Below are 14,511 nucleotides of genomic sequence, written 5' to 3'. Positions count from 1 at the left end.
TTCTATGGAGTGCGCTATGGGTGGCCTGTGAATTCCGGGATCGTATGTCAGTCGACGATAGGAGCTTCCTGCTCCCAGATCGAGCTCATCTCGACGAGAGTGCGATCCATGATCGCGACCATCGAAGCGGCCGCCTTCTCCGCGTTTCCGGTCTGGATCGCGGTCGCGATGTCGACGTGCATCTGCAGCGCTTCGGGGGCGGGGAACTGCGGCATGAGGTCGTACTGGGTTCGGCCGGTGAGCACCTCTGCCACGAGGTGATGCAACTGGGCGAACATCTCGTTGCCGCTCATCGTCAGGATCAGCGAGTGGAACTCCTTGTCCAGCTCCAGGAACTTCGCCGCGTCGCCTTCCCGTCCGGCTGCCCACAGCCGTCCCGCGAGGCCGACGAGGTCGCTCGCCTGATTCAGCGGCGCACGCATCGCTGCCATCCGCGCTGCGGCCGGTTCGATGGCTCCGCGCAGTTCGGTGAGCGAACGCAACTGCGCGACTCTGCTGGGGCCCGCGAGCCGCCAGCGGATGACCTGCAAGTCGTACACGTTCCAGTCGGTGAGCGGGAGCACGCGCATGCCGACGCGTCTCTTGGGCGTGATGAGCCCCTGCGCTTCGAGGGCGCGCAGCGCTTCGCGGACCACGGAGCGCGACACCTGGAATCTGCTCTCGATCGACTCGGTCGTGAACGTGGTCTGAGGCCCGATCACACCGGCGCAGATCTCTCGCCCGAGCGTGTCGAAGACGAGGTTGCGTCGGTCTACAGCGGGGGCGGATGCAGTGGGGGGAGCCGGATCGGCCTCGATGCCGGATGGCGGAGTCATGGCTAGATCATATCTTTCTGATCACGGAAGTTGAAAAGTATGACTTGTGGCTACTATCTTGGCCATTGAGCAGACGTAACAGAAGTTCTGCACCAGGGAACCCCGCGACGACGCGCGGTTCAGGACGGAGTCACAGTGAAGTACCGATCCAAGACCGCCCGCTTCGTCGCGGCGGCAACCACGGCAGTCGTCGCAGGAACCCTCGTCAGCTGCAGCTCGGGCTCGGAGCCCGACGGGGGCGAGGGGATCGAAGGCACGACCATTCGCGTCACCCTCGCCAACCACGTCTGGACCGAGACGCTCAAGGACCTCATCCCGGAGTTCGAAGAGGAGACCGGAGCCAAGGTCGAGATCTCTCAGCTCGCGGAGGACCAGCTCTCCGACCAGTACAACGTCAAGCTCAATGCCGGCACCGACGAGATCGACGTGCTGATGTACCGCCCGCTGCAGGAGAACAAGCTGTTCGCCAGCAACGGCTATCTCTCGGACATCACCGAACAGGTGGAAGGCGACACGGATTGGGACTGGTCCGATTTCCAGTCCGGACCGGCATCCCTGACCACCTATGAGGAGGCGGTCGTCGGCGTCCCGATCATCACGGAGCGCACCGTGCTGTACTACCGCAAGGATCTGCTCGAGGAAGCGGGTCTCGAGGTACCGACCACGCTGGAAGAGCTCGACGCCGCTGCGGCAGCGATCCACGCGCTGCACCCAGAGGTCGCCGGCTATATCGGCCGCACCGGCAAGTCTGCTGCCGTCACCCAGTTCAGCGCGTTCCTGTTCAGCTCCGGCGGGCAGTGGATCGACGAGGACGGCAAGTCAGCGATCGACAGCGAAGAGGCCCGTGGCGCCTACCAGTACTACGGTGACCTGATCAGCAATCACACCGACGCCACCATCAACCCCGAGATGAGCTGGCCGGAAGCGTTCGCCGTGTTCCAGCAGGGCCAGGCCGCGTTCATCGCAGACGCTGACAGCCTCTACAAGAACATGACCGACCCCTCGCAGTCGACGGTCGCCGACCAGGTCGGATTCGCGGCCTTCCCCGAGGGTGAAGCAGGTTCCAAGCCGTACAACGTGGCGGCGTGGGCGCTCGCCATCAACGAGACTTCTGCGAACCAGGAAGCCGCATGGCAGTTCATCAAGTGGGCGACCTCGAAAGAGATCACGCTCGAGATGTCGACACTCGGTGTGATGGGCGCTCGTACATCGGTGTGGGATGACGCGGACGCCACTGCCGAATACCCGGCTGAGCTCGTCGAGGCGATCAAGATCAACGGTGAGAACGGCGTCGGTGAGGATCGCCCCCTCGTGATCCAGGTGGCTGAGGCACGCGAGATCGTCGGCGAGCCGATCGTCGCGGCGATCGCCGGCGGCGACGTGGACGCCGCGGTCGAAAGCGCGAACAAGGCGTTCGACGAGTTCCTCCTCGAAGACGCCGAGTAATCATTCCGAGTCCGTCGCCGCCCAGGTCATCACACGGGGCGGCGACGGCAGACCCTCACGGAAGCACTCATGACTGCACTACGCGACCCCGAGGTTGTCGGGGCGAGGGAACGATTCAGCCGCTGGGCCAACCGGCATCGCAAGTGGCTGTTCGCGGGTCCCTCGATCATCTTCACGGCGCTGCTGCTCGCGATCCCGCTGGGCTGGACGCTGTTCCTCAGCTTCACCGACGCCAAGCGCTCGGTTCGCCGCAAGTTCGACTTCAACGGACTCGACAACTACGTCGAGGCCCTCACCGACACCGAGCGCTTCTGGCCTGCGGTGTGGCGCACGTTCGCCTTCACTGGTGGAGCACTGTTCTTCGAGTTGATCCTCGGAATGATCATCGCGCTGCTGCTGTGGAAGCCCTTCCGGGGTCAGGGCGTCGTGAGAACCATCATCCTGCTGCCACTGGTGGCGACACCCGTCGCCGTCGGCATGATGTGGCGGCTGCTCTTCGAACCGAACATCGGCTTCGTGAACGAGATGCTGTCGTGGGTCGGCATCCCGCCTCAGCCATGGCTCGCTGACCCCGCCACCTCGCTGGCCACGCTGACGTTCGTCGACATCTGGCAGTGGACGCCCATGGTGGCGCTCATCCTGCTCGCCGGACTCACCGGGCTTTCGGATGAACCGCAGGAAGCGGCGAAGGTCGACGGAGCGAACGGCTGGCAGCGATTCTGGTACGTGACCGTGCCGCTGATGCGTCCCGTGATCATCGCTGCGGTGCTGCTGCGCGGCATCGACGCGCTGAAGACATTCGACATCCTCTACGCCACCAAGGGCAAGGGCGGCGGTGCCTTCCACGACGTGGAGACGCTCAACGTCTACGCGTACGGGCTGAGCTTCGACTACAACGAGTACGGATTGGCGTCGGCGGTTCTCATCCTGTTCTTCCTGCTGATCCTGGGTGTGATCTGGGTTCTCCAGATGCAGAGAAAGGGCAAGGACTCATGACGACCACGGCAGACACCCGCACGCTCGTCACCGGCGGTGCGAGGCCTCCGATGCGGCGTCGACGGAAGTTCCGCTGGGGCCCAGTGGGACGATTCGTCGGGCTTGCGCTCATTGTGCTGGCATTCCTCGGCCCGATCGTGTGGATGGTGCTGGCGAGCTTCAAGCTCAACGTGCAGATCTACGATCCGACCAAGGCGTTCCTCTTCGACCCGACGCTCGAGAACTACGGCACGGTGTTCGACCCGCGCCGCGGCAATTATCTCGTCTACATCTGGAACTCGTTCTTCGTCGCCTTCATGGCGACGGCGCTGTCACTGGTGCTGGCTGTTCCCGCCGCCTACGCCATGAGTCGATTCATGATGAACAAATCGGCGATGGTGGTGCTGCTGGCACGCATCATCCCCGGCGTCAGCCTTCTGGTGCCGTGGTACTTCATCTTCGCCCAGTTGAAGATGACTGGTGGGTACCTGCCGCTGATCCTCTCGCACATGTTCGTGTCCTTGCCGCTGATCCTCTACATCATGATGTCGTTCTTCGATCAGCTGCCAGAAGAGCTGGAGGAGTCCGCGCAGGTCGACGGTCTCACGGCGATCGGGGCGTTCTTCCGGATCACCCTGCCGCTGTCGGTGCCGGGCATCGCGACCGCGACGATCCTGTCGTTCATCTTCTCGTGGAACAACTTCATGTTCGCTCTGGTGCTCTCCGGCAACGCGACGAAGACATTGCCGGTGGCGATCTTCGACTTCATCGGCTATGCCTCGATCGACTGGGGCGCGCTGATGGCCGCCTCCGTGGTCGTGACGACGCCCATCATGCTGATCGCGCTGTTCACGCAGCGATACATCGTGACCGGACTCACCGCCGGCGCGACGAAGGGCTGAGGCATGAACGCAGGATCAACCACCTCGATCGTCGTGATGGGCGTGCAGGGGATCGGCAAGTCGACGATCGGGAAGATGCTCGCCGAGCGGCTCGGAGTCCGCTTCGTCGACGGCGATGAACTGCACTCACCACAGAACGTCGAGCTCATGGCTGCAGGAACGCCGCTCTCGGACGAAGACCGGGAGCCGTGGCTGCACGCGGTGGGCGAGACGCTCGCGGCTCATGCCGACGGCGTGGTGGTGGCGTGCTCAGCCCTGAGGCGTGAGTATCGAGACCTCATCCGCGAACACGATCCGAGGGTGTACTTCGTCGAACCGTGGGGGCCGATCGAGCTGGTGCGCGAGCGCGTGGGCTCACGCACGCACGAGTACATGCCTGCGTCTCTGCTGCAGTCGCAGTACGACACACTAGAGCCGCTCGCGGCCGACGAGCGCGGTATCCGCGTCAGTGTGACCGCCGATCCCGACGCGATCGTCGATGCGGTCCTGGCCGATTACCTCCCGCAGAAAGGACAGGCCGAATGACCGTCATCATCGACCGCGTCGAATCGTTCCCGATCGCACCTCGCTGGCTCTTCGTTCGCATCGAGACCGATGACGGGCTCGTCGGTTGGGGAGAGGCGTCGCTGGAAGGCTACGCCGATGTCGTGCGGGCGGCGGTGGATCAGTTCGCCGAGTACCTCATCGGGAAGGATCCCGGGCTCATCGAGGATCACTGGCAGGTGCTCACCAAGAGCCAGTTCTATCGCGGTGGAGCGGTGCTCGCCAGCGCAGTGTCCGGAATCGATCAGGCGCTCTGGGATCTCAAGGGCAAGCGTCTCGGGGTGCCGGTGCACGACCTTCTCGGCGGTGCGGTGCGCGATCGCATCCGCGCCTATGGCTGGATAGGCGGTGACGATCCGGCAGAGATCGCAGACCACATAGCCGCCCAGGTCGAGGTCGGTCTCACCGCGGTCAAGATGAACGCCTCGGGGAGGATGAACCGCAACGGCTCGATGGCGGAGCTCGACGCCGTCGTCGCGAGAGTCGCCAGTGCACGTGCGACGCTCGGCCCTGATCGTGACTTCGCGGTCGACCTGCACGGCCGCTTCACTCTTGCGACCGCCCGCCGACTGGCACCGCTGCTGGAACCGCTGCATCCGTTCTTCATCGAGGAGCCGGTCGTTCCCGAGAACTCCCACGTGATCGAGCGGATGGTGGATGCCACGACGATCCCGATCGCGACGGGCGAGCGGCTGTACAGCCGACAGGAGTTCCTCCCAGTGCTCCAGGCCGGCGTAGCGATCGCGCAGCCCGACCTCTCCCACGCCGGCGGCATCTCGGAAGTGCGTCGCATCGCGGCCCTCGCCGAGACGTTCGACGCGGTGATCGCCCCGCATTGCCCGCTGGGACCGCTCGCGCTCGCCGCGTGCCTGCAGGTCGGCTTCGCGACGCCGAACCATCTCATCCAGGAGCAGTCGATCGGCATCCATTACAACAAGGGCGCTGAGGTCCTCGACTACGTCATCGACACCGCGCCGTTGAAGTTCGTCGACGGCGGTTTCGAACTGTTGACCGGCGCAGGTCTCGGAATCGAGATCGATGAGCGCGCAGTGCGCGAGGCCTCCTCCCGTTGGGAGACATGGCAGAACCCGATCTGGCGGCACGCCGACGGATCGGTCGCGGAATGGTGAACACCCCCAGGAAAGGACCATCGCAATGATCATCGACAAGGCAGAGGTCATCGTCACGAGCCCCGGTCGCAACTTCGTCACGTTGCGTCTGACAACCGACGAGGGCCACGTCGGCATCGGTGATGCGACTCTGAACGGCCGTGAGCTCGCGGTCGTGAGCTATCTCAAGGATCATGTGGTGCCGTTGCTGATCGGTCGCGACGCGCACCGCATCGAGGACACCTGGCAGTTCCTGTATCGCTCTGCGTACTGGCGACGGGGTCCGGTGACGATGGCGGCGATCGCGTCGGTTGACATGGCCTTGTGGGACATCAAGGGCAAGGCGGCGGGGATGCCGGTGTATCAGTTGCTCGGCGGTGCCAGCCGCACGGGGCTGATGGCCTACGGGCATGCGTCGGGCAAGAGTCTGCCCGAGCTGTTCGACTCGATCCGCGCGCATCAGGAGCAGGGGTATCGGTCGATCCGGGTACAGACGGGTGTGCCTGGCCTGAAGGCGATCTATGGCATCGCGTCGCAGGCCGCGGACACGGCAGATGGCAGCATCCGTTACGACCATGAGCCGGCGCGGCGTGGGGCGTTCCCGACGGAGGAGGACTGGGACACCCGCTCGTACATGCGGCACCTGCCGGGTGTGTTCGAGGCGGTGCGTAATGAGTTCGGGCCGGAGTTGCCGTTGTTGCATGACGGGCATCATCGGATGACGCCGATCCAGGCGGCGCGCCTGGGCAAGGATCTCGAGCCGTATGACCTGTTCTGGCTCGAGGACTGCACGCCGGCGGAGAATCAGGAGGCGTTGCGGCTGGTGCGTCAGCACACGACGACGCCGTTGGCGATCGGTGAGGTCTTCAATACGGTGTGGGACTTCAAGGATCTGATCCGCGATCAGCTCATCGACTACGTGCGTGGCGCGGTGACGCATATGGGCGGGATCACGGCGCTCAAGAAGACTCTCGACTACGCCGCGCAGTACCAGATCAAGTCGGGCATGCACGGCCCGACCGACATCTCCCCGGTCGGGATGGCAGCCGCGATGCATCTGGGCCTCAGCATCCACAACTTCGGCATCCAGGAGTACATGCAGCACTCCGCGCAGACGAACCAGGTGTTCCAGCAGTCCTTCACGTGGAAGGACGGCATGCTGCACCCGGGAGATCAGCCGGGTCTCGGCGTCACACTCGACGTCGACGAGGCCGGCAAGTACCCGTACGAACAGGCGTACCTGCCCTACAACCGCCTCGCCGACGGAACCGTCCATGACTGGTGATGGCCTGACGAACACCATGCAGGCAGTGATCAAGCGCGGACCAGGCCTCGCGGGGATCGAGATCGGAGAGGTGGACGTTCCGTCTGCCGGGCCAGGACAAGTCATCGTCGACGTGCTGGCGACCGGTATATGCGGAACCGACGTGCATATCGCCCACGATGAGTATGCGCACGAGCGGCCCGTCGTCATGGGACATGAAGTCTTCGGCGTCGTCTCGGCCGTCGGCTCGGAGTCGGACGTCGGCTGGCTCGGAGCGAAGGTGGCGGTCGAGACGTATTTCTCGGCGTGCGAGATGTGCGACATGTGCAGAGCAGGTCGACGCAACCTGTGCGGAGATCGCCGTTCGATCGGATCTTTCCGCAACGGCGGGTTCGCAGAGAGACTGTTGATCCCAGTGATCAATCTGCACCGTCTGCCCGATACGCCGGGCGCGCTCGACGGCGTGCTCAGCGAGCCCCTCGCCTGCGTAGCGCAGTGTCTGCTCGACCCGCCCATCGTGCAGCCGGGAGACCGGGTGCTCGTCACCGGCCCCGGAGCCATGGGCCAGCTTGCGGCGCAGGTCGCGAGAGCATCCGGCGGTGTCGTCACCCTCGCGGGATTGCCCGCCGATGCGGAGCGCCTCGCCGTCGCCGCTGATTTCGGCATCGGGACCACGACCGAGGCGCCGGCGGATGATTCATTCGACGTCGTCATCGAATGCTCCGGGTCCGCTCCCGGCGCGGCAGGCGCAATGCGCGCCGCGCGCAGGGGAGCCCGCTACGTGCAGGTCGGCATCTTCGGACGCGAGGTGACCCTGCCGTTCGACATCGTGCTGTACAAGGAACTCACCATCACCAGTGGCTTTGCGTCGACGCCGACATCGTGGCGAACGGCGATGCGATTGATCGAGGCGGGGGATGTCGTGCTGACGCCACTGGTCACGAAGCGCGTGTCGTTGGACGCGTTCTTCGATGCTCTGGATGCTGCGGCCCACGGCGAGGGATTGAAGACCGTCGTCGTGCCGAAGGGCGAGTCGGTTCGCTGACGGCGAAGACCGGATACCCGCGGTCCCGCCGCGATGTCCGCGTCCCTCGCTAACGTGAGCGCATGACAGAAACCCAATTCACAGTACGTCCGGCGACCCCGGAGGACGTCGTCGCGCTGGTGCGCCGCGCGCACCAGGATTCCCAGTCGATCACGGTCGTCTCAGGTGGCCACGGGCCGTGGTCGCATGACGCCTCAGACGGCATGCGCATCGAACTCACTGACCTCGCCGACATTCGAATCGACGGCACCACCGTGCACATCGGGGGCGGGGCGACGTGGGGCGCGGTCGCTGCAGCGCTTTCGGAAGCCGGACTGGCGATCAGCTCTGGTGATACCTCCACCGTCGGCGTCGGCGGACTGACGCTCGGCGGCGGGATCGGATGGATGGTGCGGGCCTGGGGGCTCGCCGTGGACCAGCTCATCGGCGCACAGGTCGTCACAGCGTCGGGGGAGATCGTCGAGGCCTCCGCGCACGAGAACACCGATCTGTTCTGGGGGCTGCGCGGCGGCGGAGGAAACTTCGGTGTCGTCACCCGCTTCGACTTCGAGGCGCATCGGATAGCCGGTATCGCTCATGGCGAGTATGTGATCGGCGGTGACGCCGGTGCGGCTTTGCGCGCCGCACGTGATGTGATGCGCACAGCCCCGCGCGATCTGACCGTGACGTACATGGATGTTCCTGCGATGGATCCGAGCGCGCCTGCGGGCGCGCGCCTGGCCGCGGTCTGGGCGGGGGACGACGTCGAAGCGCTGCAATCGTCGCTCGCGCCGGTGTCCGCGCTGGAGGGCGTCGAGGCGACGGTGACGACGCCGGCATACCGCGAGATCCTGCTCGAGATGCCCTCGCCGGAAGCAGGAGAGGACGCTCCCGCTCCTCCCGGATTCATCGGGGGCAATGGGCTTTACGCCGAACTGGATGACGAGCTCATCGACCGGCTCGTGGCATTTCGCGCGGCGTACCCGGCGTCGGTGGTGTTCCTGCGCTCACTGGGCGGGGCATTCGGGGACGTTCCTCAAGAGGAGACGCCGTTCCCCGCGCGATCGGCGACATGGTTCGTGATGGCGGGTGGATTCGACATCCCGGGCATGATCGACGATGACACGCGCGCCGCGATCATCGCCGACTGGCGGGAGATCGAATCGGGTCGCCTCGCCGAGTACGGCAACTTCGCCGACACGGAGCGGCCTCAGGCGGTGCCAGGGATGTTCACGTCCGACGCCTACGACAGGTTGCGCACGGTGAAGGAGAAGTGGGACCCGCAGAACCTCTTCCGACGCAATCACAACATCATCCGGTGATGCACGAAGGGCCGGCGACCTCGCGGTCGCCGGCCCTTCTCCGCAGATTTGTCAGTGCGTGTCTTCGGCTTCGATCTCGGTGCGGTCGCCCGACCACAGTGTGTGGAAGGTGCCTTCCCTGTCGATCCGTTTGTAGGTGTGCGCGCCGAAGAAGTCGCGCTGTCCCTGCACGAGCGCGGCGGGGAGCCGGTCGGCGCGGATGCCGTCGTAGTACGACAGCGACGACGAGAACGCCGGGGCCGGGATGCCGGCCTGGGCGGCCGCTACGACGACACGGCGCCAGGCGGACTGCGCACGTGTGATCGCCTCGGCGAAGTAGGGCGCGGTCAGCAGGACGGGCAGATCGGTGTTGTCGGCGTAAGCGTCGGCGATGCGGTTGAGGAACTGGGCGCGGATGATGCACCCACCCCGCCAGATCTTCGAGACGGCGCCGAGGTCGATGTTCCAGTCGTATTCCGCGGCGCCCGCACGGATCTCATCGAAGCCCTGGGAGTAGGCGACGATCTTCGAGGCGTAGAGCGCGAGACGGACGTCTTCGATGAACGCGTCGTGGTCGGTGACCACGAACTCGTCGTCCGGGCCGGGAAGGCTCACAGCGACGGCGCGCTGCTCGGGGTGGGAGGACAGGGACCGGGCGAAGGTCGCTTCGGCGATGCCCGACACGGGCACGCCGAGGGCGAGGGCGGTCTGCACGGTCCATGCGCCAGTGCCCTTCGCGCCCGCCTGGTCGACGATGACGTCCACGAGCGGCTTACCGGTGGTCGCGTCGACCTGGCGGAGCACCTCGGCTGTGATCTCGATCAGGTAGGACTCGAGTTCGCCCTTGTTCCAGTCTGCGAAGATCTCCGCGATCTCGGCGGGCGAGCGGCCCGTGCCGCGGCGGATGAGGTCGTAAGCCTCGGCGATGAGCTGCATGTCGGCGTACTCGATGCCGTTGTGCACCATCTTCACGAAGTGGCCGGCGCCGTCATGGCCGATGTGCGTGACGCACGGCTCGCCCTCTGCGACTGCAGCGATCGACTTCAGGATCGGGCCGAGGGTGACCCACGACTCGTCCGAGCCGCCGGGCATGATCGACGGGCCGAGAAGCGCCCCCTCCTCGCCGCCGGAGATTCCCGCGCCGACGAAGTTGATGCCGGTCTCGCGCACGGCCTTCTCACGGCGGATCGTGTCGGGGAAGTATGCGTTGCCGCCGTCGACGATGATGTCGCCCGGCTCGAACACCTCGGTCAGCGCCTGGATCACGGCATCTGTGCCCGCGCCCGCCTTGACCATGATGATCGCGGTGCGGGGCTTCTGCAGCGACGCCGCGAACTCTTCGTACGTGGAAGCCGGAATGAAACCAGCCTCCGGGTGTGCATCGAGCACGGTCTGCGTCTTCTCGTAGCTTCGGTTGAAGATCGCCACGGTGTTGCCCTCGCGGCTGGCGAGGTTGCGGGCGAGATTCGAACCCATGACTGCGAGTCCGACGACTCCGATGTTCGCTGATGCTTCGGGCACAGACTGCTCCTCGGTTGTGAAGTAGGGGACCACTTCAGATTATCGCTGTGTGCGAGGCCCTTGGGCGCGTGTGTCGCCAGATGCCGTCGAACCCCTCGGTGCTTAGCAGGCGCCGTATCGAGACTCAGTCCTTGCGGTAGCTGGTGCGACCCATCGAGAACAGTGCGCCGATGGTGAACACCGTCGCGCACAGCGTCATGGCACCGATGAGCCACAGAAGGATGTGTGAGAGGAAGGCGCCGTCGAGCATTCCGGACTCCAAGTTCTACGAGGGAAACAAGCTGAGTTTCAGCCTACTCGGTCATCCGGTACGATAGAGGAGTTCCTCGGCGAGGGATGCTCCGCGTGCGCGGCATCCGTTATCGACGCGGCGAACCAAGCCTCGTGGCTTTTTCGCACGTCTGCGTCCGGGAAGCCGACCAAAAGACCACCACGCGGCGAGCAGTTCGTCGTGTGCCCCGAAGGAGAATTCATGTCTGAGGACACCAAGGTCCACGCCGAGGTCCGCGAGCAGTTCGGCAAGGGCTTCGCCCGTCGCCTGCGTGCGGCCGGCAAGATCCCCGCCGTCATCTACGGCCACGGCACCGAGCCGGTGCACGTCGCACTGCCGGGCCACCAGGTCTCGCTCATCATCCGCCGCGCGAACGCGCTGCTCGAGCTCGACATCGAAGGAACGGCCTCGCTCGCCCTCGTGAAGGATGTTCAGCGCGATCCCGTGCGTCAGATCATCGAGCACATCGACCTTCTCGTCGTGAAGAAGGGCGAGAAGATCCAGGTCGACGTGCCGATCCTCATCACGGGTGAGCCGTTCGCCGGCACCGTCGCCAACCTCGACGCGACCTCTCTCGCCGTCGAGGTCGAGGCGACGCACATCCCGCAGAACTTCGAGGTCTCCGTTGAAGGCCTGGAAGAGGGCCAGCACATCACGGCCGCGGACGTGAAGCTCCCCAAGGGTGCATCGCTGCTCGCCGACCCCGAGACCCTCATCGTCGCGATCTACGTTCCGACCGCTGAGGCCGCCGAAGAGACGACCGACGAGGTCTCCGCCGAGGGCGAGGCCGCAGCGGCTCAGGCCGAAGAGGGCGCCTCGGAGTAATCCACACGCACTTCGTGCACAGGTATTCCTACGACAGAGGGGACGCGAGCGCATCGCGTCCCCTCTGTCGTATCCTGACGACGTCTGAAAGGCGTGAGAGGCATGGCCGACACCTGGCTGATCGTGGGACTGGGTAATCCTGGCCCCCGGTACGAAACGACCCGGCACAACGTCGGCCAGCTGGTCGTGGACGAACTGGCCGCACGCCGGGGCGAGAGCTTCCGCGAGCACAAGGGCGGAGCGCGAGTCGTGGAGACGTGGTTGCGTCCTGGGGCGGAGAAGCTCGTGCTCGCGAAGCCCAACACGTTCATGAATGTCTCCGGTACCCCAGTGGCAGCGCTGGCGCGGTTCTACTCCGTACCGCCGGAGCGCACCGTCGTGATCCACGATGAGCTCGATATCCCGTTCGACACGCTCAAGCTCAAGATCGGCGGCGGACACGGCGGCCACAACGGCGTTCGCGACGTTGCGCGTGCGATCAGCACCGCCGACTTTCCCCGAGTGCGCGTCGGCATCGGCAGGCCACCCGGACGCCAGGACCCCGCGGACTGGGTGCTGTCGCCGTTCGGCAAGACGGAGCGAGAGACGCTGCCGATGCTCGTCTCAGATTCAGCGGATGCCGTCGAGCTGCTCGTCGCCGAGGGACTGCTCGCTGCTCAGCAGAAGCATCACGCTCCGCGCTGATCCGTCACCGGCATCCGATCGGGTCCCGCCTGATCGCGGATCGTCCGACCAGGCGCCAGTGGTTCAGGCGGCCGCGGTTCAGGCGCCGTAGAACGTGGCGGAACCGGCGCCGGCACCGACTCCGAGCGTGACGCCGAGCACGGTGAAGAAGATCAGCGGGCCGATCACGCCGAGAATCAGTGCCGTGATTCCCCATGCGCGTCCTGCGCGCTTCGCGATCGCCATGATCCCGATCACTATCGCGGCGATGCCGGTCAGAGTACCCAGCCAGAAGGAGATCTCGCCCATCAGCACCTGGTCGCGCACGGGCGCGAGGAAGGACAGATCACTCGTCGAATCGTTGATCTGCTGCATGACGGTCGGCAGTTTGAAGCCGATCTGGTAACCCGCGGCACCGCCGATGATCGAAGCGACGACCGCGGCGACGATCGACAGTGCGAAGGAGACGATGCCGAGCGCGGAGGACTTCGGCTGCGATGAGGTGGACGGATCATACGCCCCTGCTGGCGCGCTGTAGCCGCCCACTGGTGCCGGATAGGCACCCGGGGGCGCCTGATAGGTCGGGGCGGGCGGCGTCGGACTCGGCGTGCCGGGAGGCGACTGATACGCGGGCGCCGGGTATGCCGGAGCGACCGGCGGCTGATAGCCCGGCGCCAGCGGCACAGCGGGCACGTTGCCGGATGCCGGAGGCACTGGGCTTGCGGGTGCCGGAGGCACTGGGCCGTTGGGCGAGGGCGGCGGAAGCTGCGGATCGGTCACGGAACCATCCTAGAGCGCGGGCAGGACGCGCTCGTCAGACTCGACGCAGCAGCCCGACCTTCTCGTAGACGTCGGCGAGCGTCGCATCGGCCACGGCGTCTGCACGTGCCGCGTTCGCGGCGAGGATGCGGTCGAGTTCGGCGGGGTCGGACAGCAGTTCGAGCGCGCGTGCGCGCACCGGCTCGAACTCCGACACGACGACCTCGGCGAGACCCTTCTTGAAGTCGCCGTAACCGCGGCCGGCATACTCGTCCTCGATCGAGGCGACCTGACGGCCGGACAGTGCCGCGTAGATCGTCAGCAGGTTCGAGACTCCGGGCTTGGTCTCTCGATCGAAGCGGACGCTGCCTTCGTTGTCGGTCACCGCACGCATGATCTTCTTCGCCGACTTAGCCGGATCGTCCAGCATCCAGAGCACACCGGCGTCGCTCTCGGCCGACTTCGACATCTTCGCCGTCGGCATCTGCAGGTCGTAGATGCGTGCCGTGTCCTTCTGGATCACCGGCATGGGAACGGTGAATGTCTCACCGAAGCGCGAGTTGAACCGCTCGGCCAGATCACGGGTCAGCTCGACGTGCTGCTTCTGATCGTCACCGACCGGAACGACGTCGGTCTGGTAGAGCAGGATGTCGGCGGCCATCAGCACCGGATATGTGAACAGGCCCACTGAGGTGGCATCGGCGCCGTAGCGGGATGACTTGTCCTTGAACTGCGTCATGCGCCCGGCTTCGCCGAATCCCGTGATCGTGCTGAGGATCCATGCGAGCTCCGCGTGCGCACGCACGTGCGACTGCACGTACAGAGTCGACTTCGACGGCTCGATTCCGGCGGCGATGTACTGCGCCGCCGTGCGGCGGGTCTTCTCGCGCAGCTCGGCGGGGTTGTTCGGCTGAGTCAGCGCGTGCAGGTCGACGACCGAGAAATAAGCGTCGTAGGAGTTCTGCAGATCCCGCCACTGCAGGAGAGCTCCGATGTAGTTTCCGATCTGGAGAGAGTCGGCGGAGGGCTGCATTCCCGAGTAGAGGCGAGGTTTCTTCACGGTATCAATCCTACGGGGATGCCGGCGAGCCCT

The 14,511-nt window shown here is 65.4% G+C and carries 15 protein-coding genes; 10 read left to right on the top strand and 5 right to left on the bottom strand.

What is annotated here, in order from left to right:
* Positions 1–47: 47 nt before the first annotated feature.
* Positions 48–815: a FadR/GntR family transcriptional regulator gene (locus QFZ46_RS01905; RefSeq protein WP_307357742.1), complete on the bottom strand. Its 768-nt coding sequence runs from the start codon at positions 813–815 to the stop codon at positions 48–50.
* Positions 816–950: 135 nt separating this feature from the next.
* On the opposite strand from QFZ46_RS01905, the gene QFZ46_RS01900 reads away from it, so the two are divergent.
* The 8 genes from QFZ46_RS01900 to QFZ46_RS01865 all read left to right on the top strand — a co-directional run bounded on the left by QFZ46_RS01900 (position 951) and on the right by QFZ46_RS01865 (position 9,400).
* Positions 951–2,261 (top strand): ABC transporter substrate-binding protein, encoded by a 1,311-nt coding sequence (locus tag QFZ46_RS01900; RefSeq protein ID WP_307357740.1) that lies wholly within the window; start codon positions 951–953, stop codon positions 2,259–2,261.
* Positions 2,262–2,330: 69 nt separating this feature from the next.
* Positions 2,331–3,257, top strand: a complete 927-nt coding sequence (locus QFZ46_RS01895; RefSeq protein WP_307357737.1) for a carbohydrate ABC transporter permease — start codon at positions 2,331–2,333, stop codon at positions 3,255–3,257.
* Entirely contained in the window at positions 3,254–4,138 is an 885-nt protein-coding gene (locus QFZ46_RS01890; protein WP_307357735.1) for a carbohydrate ABC transporter permease, read from the top strand. The genes QFZ46_RS01895 and QFZ46_RS01890 overlap by 4 nt, the downstream gene beginning before the upstream one ends.
* A 3-nt stretch (positions 4,139–4,141) precedes the next feature.
* Positions 4,142–4,663 (top strand): gluconokinase, encoded by a 522-nt coding sequence (locus QFZ46_RS01885; RefSeq protein WP_307357733.1) that lies wholly within the window; start codon positions 4,142–4,144, stop codon positions 4,661–4,663.
* A complete protein-coding gene (gene dgoD, locus QFZ46_RS01880; RefSeq protein WP_307357732.1) occupies positions 4,660–5,811 on the top strand; it encodes a galactonate dehydratase in 1,152 nt (383 codons plus the stop codon). The genes QFZ46_RS01885 and dgoD overlap by 4 nt, the downstream gene beginning before the upstream one ends.
* A gap of 25 nt (positions 5,812–5,836) precedes the next feature.
* Positions 5,837–7,075: a D-mannonate dehydratase ManD gene (gene manD, locus QFZ46_RS01875; RefSeq protein ID WP_307357730.1), complete on the top strand. Its 1,239-nt coding sequence runs from the start codon at positions 5,837–5,839 to the stop codon at positions 7,073–7,075.
* Positions 7,065–8,099 (top strand): alcohol dehydrogenase catalytic domain-containing protein, encoded by a 1,035-nt coding sequence (locus QFZ46_RS01870; RefSeq protein ID WP_307357728.1) that lies wholly within the window; start codon positions 7,065–7,067, stop codon positions 8,097–8,099. The genes manD and QFZ46_RS01870 overlap by 11 nt, the downstream gene beginning before the upstream one ends.
* A 62-nt stretch (positions 8,100–8,161) precedes the next feature.
* Entirely contained in the window at positions 8,162–9,400 is a 1,239-nt protein-coding gene (locus tag QFZ46_RS01865) for an FAD-binding oxidoreductase (protein WP_307357726.1), read from the top strand.
* A 51-nt stretch (positions 9,401–9,451) separates the two neighbouring features.
* Here QFZ46_RS01865 and gndA read toward each other — a convergent pair whose 3' ends face one another.
* Positions 9,452–10,900, bottom strand: a complete 1,449-nt coding sequence (gndA, locus tag QFZ46_RS01860) for an NADP-dependent phosphogluconate dehydrogenase (protein WP_307357725.1) — start codon at positions 10,898–10,900, stop codon at positions 9,452–9,454.
* Positions 10,901–11,024: 124 nt separating this feature from the next.
* On the bottom strand, positions 11,025–11,150 hold the full coding sequence (locus tag QFZ46_RS01855; RefSeq protein ID WP_307357724.1) for a hypothetical protein: 126 nt from the start codon (positions 11,148–11,150) through the stop codon (positions 11,025–11,027).
* A 222-nt stretch (positions 11,151–11,372) separates the two neighbouring features.
* Between QFZ46_RS01855 and QFZ46_RS01850 the strand changes: the two genes are divergently transcribed.
* The gene (locus tag QFZ46_RS01850) at positions 11,373–11,996 is read left to right on the top strand and encodes a 50S ribosomal protein L25/general stress protein Ctc (RefSeq protein ID WP_307357722.1); all 624 of its coding nucleotides are present in this window, start codon (positions 11,373–11,375) and stop codon (positions 11,994–11,996) included.
* Between the two features lie 102 nt (positions 11,997–12,098).
* Positions 12,099–12,680: an aminoacyl-tRNA hydrolase gene (pth, locus tag QFZ46_RS01845; RefSeq protein WP_307357720.1), complete on the top strand. Its 582-nt coding sequence runs from the start codon at positions 12,099–12,101 to the stop codon at positions 12,678–12,680.
* Positions 12,681–12,758: 78 nt separating this feature from the next.
* On the opposite strand, the gene QFZ46_RS01840 is transcribed toward pth, so the two are convergent.
* Entirely contained in the window at positions 12,759–13,439 is a 681-nt protein-coding gene (locus tag QFZ46_RS01840; RefSeq protein ID WP_307357719.1) for a hypothetical protein, read from the bottom strand.
* A gap of 34 nt (positions 13,440–13,473) precedes the next feature.
* Entirely contained in the window at positions 13,474–14,478 is a 1,005-nt protein-coding gene (gene trpS, locus QFZ46_RS01835) for a tryptophan--tRNA ligase (protein ID WP_307357718.1), read from the bottom strand.
* Between the last annotated feature and the right edge of the window lie 33 nt (positions 14,479–14,511).

The sequence above is a fragment of the Microbacterium murale genome, from assembly GCF_030815955.1.
Lineage (GTDB): Bacteria > Actinomycetota > Actinomycetes > Actinomycetales > Microbacteriaceae > Microbacterium > Microbacterium murale_A.
Note: the sequence above shows the minus strand (reverse complement) of the source record. Positions and strands in the feature narration are given on the sequence as shown.

Coding starts and splice junctions, on each gene's coding strand:
- QFZ46_RS01905 (WP_307357742.1), bottom strand. CDS start 815: ATGACTCCGCCATCCGGCATCGAGGCCGATCCGGCTCCCCCCACTGCA.
- QFZ46_RS01895 (WP_307357737.1), top strand. CDS start 2,331: ATGACTGCACTACGCGACCCCGAGGTTGTCGGGGCGAGGGAACGATTC.
- QFZ46_RS01890 (WP_307357735.1), top strand. CDS start 3,254: ATGACGACCACGGCAGACACCCGCACGCTCGTCACCGGCGGTGCGAGG.
- QFZ46_RS01885 (WP_307357733.1), top strand. CDS start 4,142: ATGAACGCAGGATCAACCACCTCGATCGTCGTGATGGGCGTGCAGGGG.
- dgoD (WP_307357732.1), top strand. CDS start 4,660: ATGACCGTCATCATCGACCGCGTCGAATCGTTCCCGATCGCACCTCGC.
- manD (WP_307357730.1), top strand. CDS start 5,837: ATGATCATCGACAAGGCAGAGGTCATCGTCACGAGCCCCGGTCGCAAC.
- QFZ46_RS01870 (WP_307357728.1), top strand. CDS start 7,065: ATGACTGGTGATGGCCTGACGAACACCATGCAGGCAGTGATCAAGCGC.
- QFZ46_RS01865 (WP_307357726.1), top strand. CDS start 8,162: ATGACAGAAACCCAATTCACAGTACGTCCGGCGACCCCGGAGGACGTC.
- QFZ46_RS01855 (WP_307357724.1), bottom strand. CDS start 11,150: ATGCTCGACGGCGCCTTCCTCTCACACATCCTTCTGTGGCTCATCGGT.
- QFZ46_RS01850 (WP_307357722.1), top strand. CDS start 11,373: ATGTCTGAGGACACCAAGGTCCACGCCGAGGTCCGCGAGCAGTTCGGC.
- pth (WP_307357720.1), top strand. CDS start 12,099: ATGGCCGACACCTGGCTGATCGTGGGACTGGGTAATCCTGGCCCCCGG.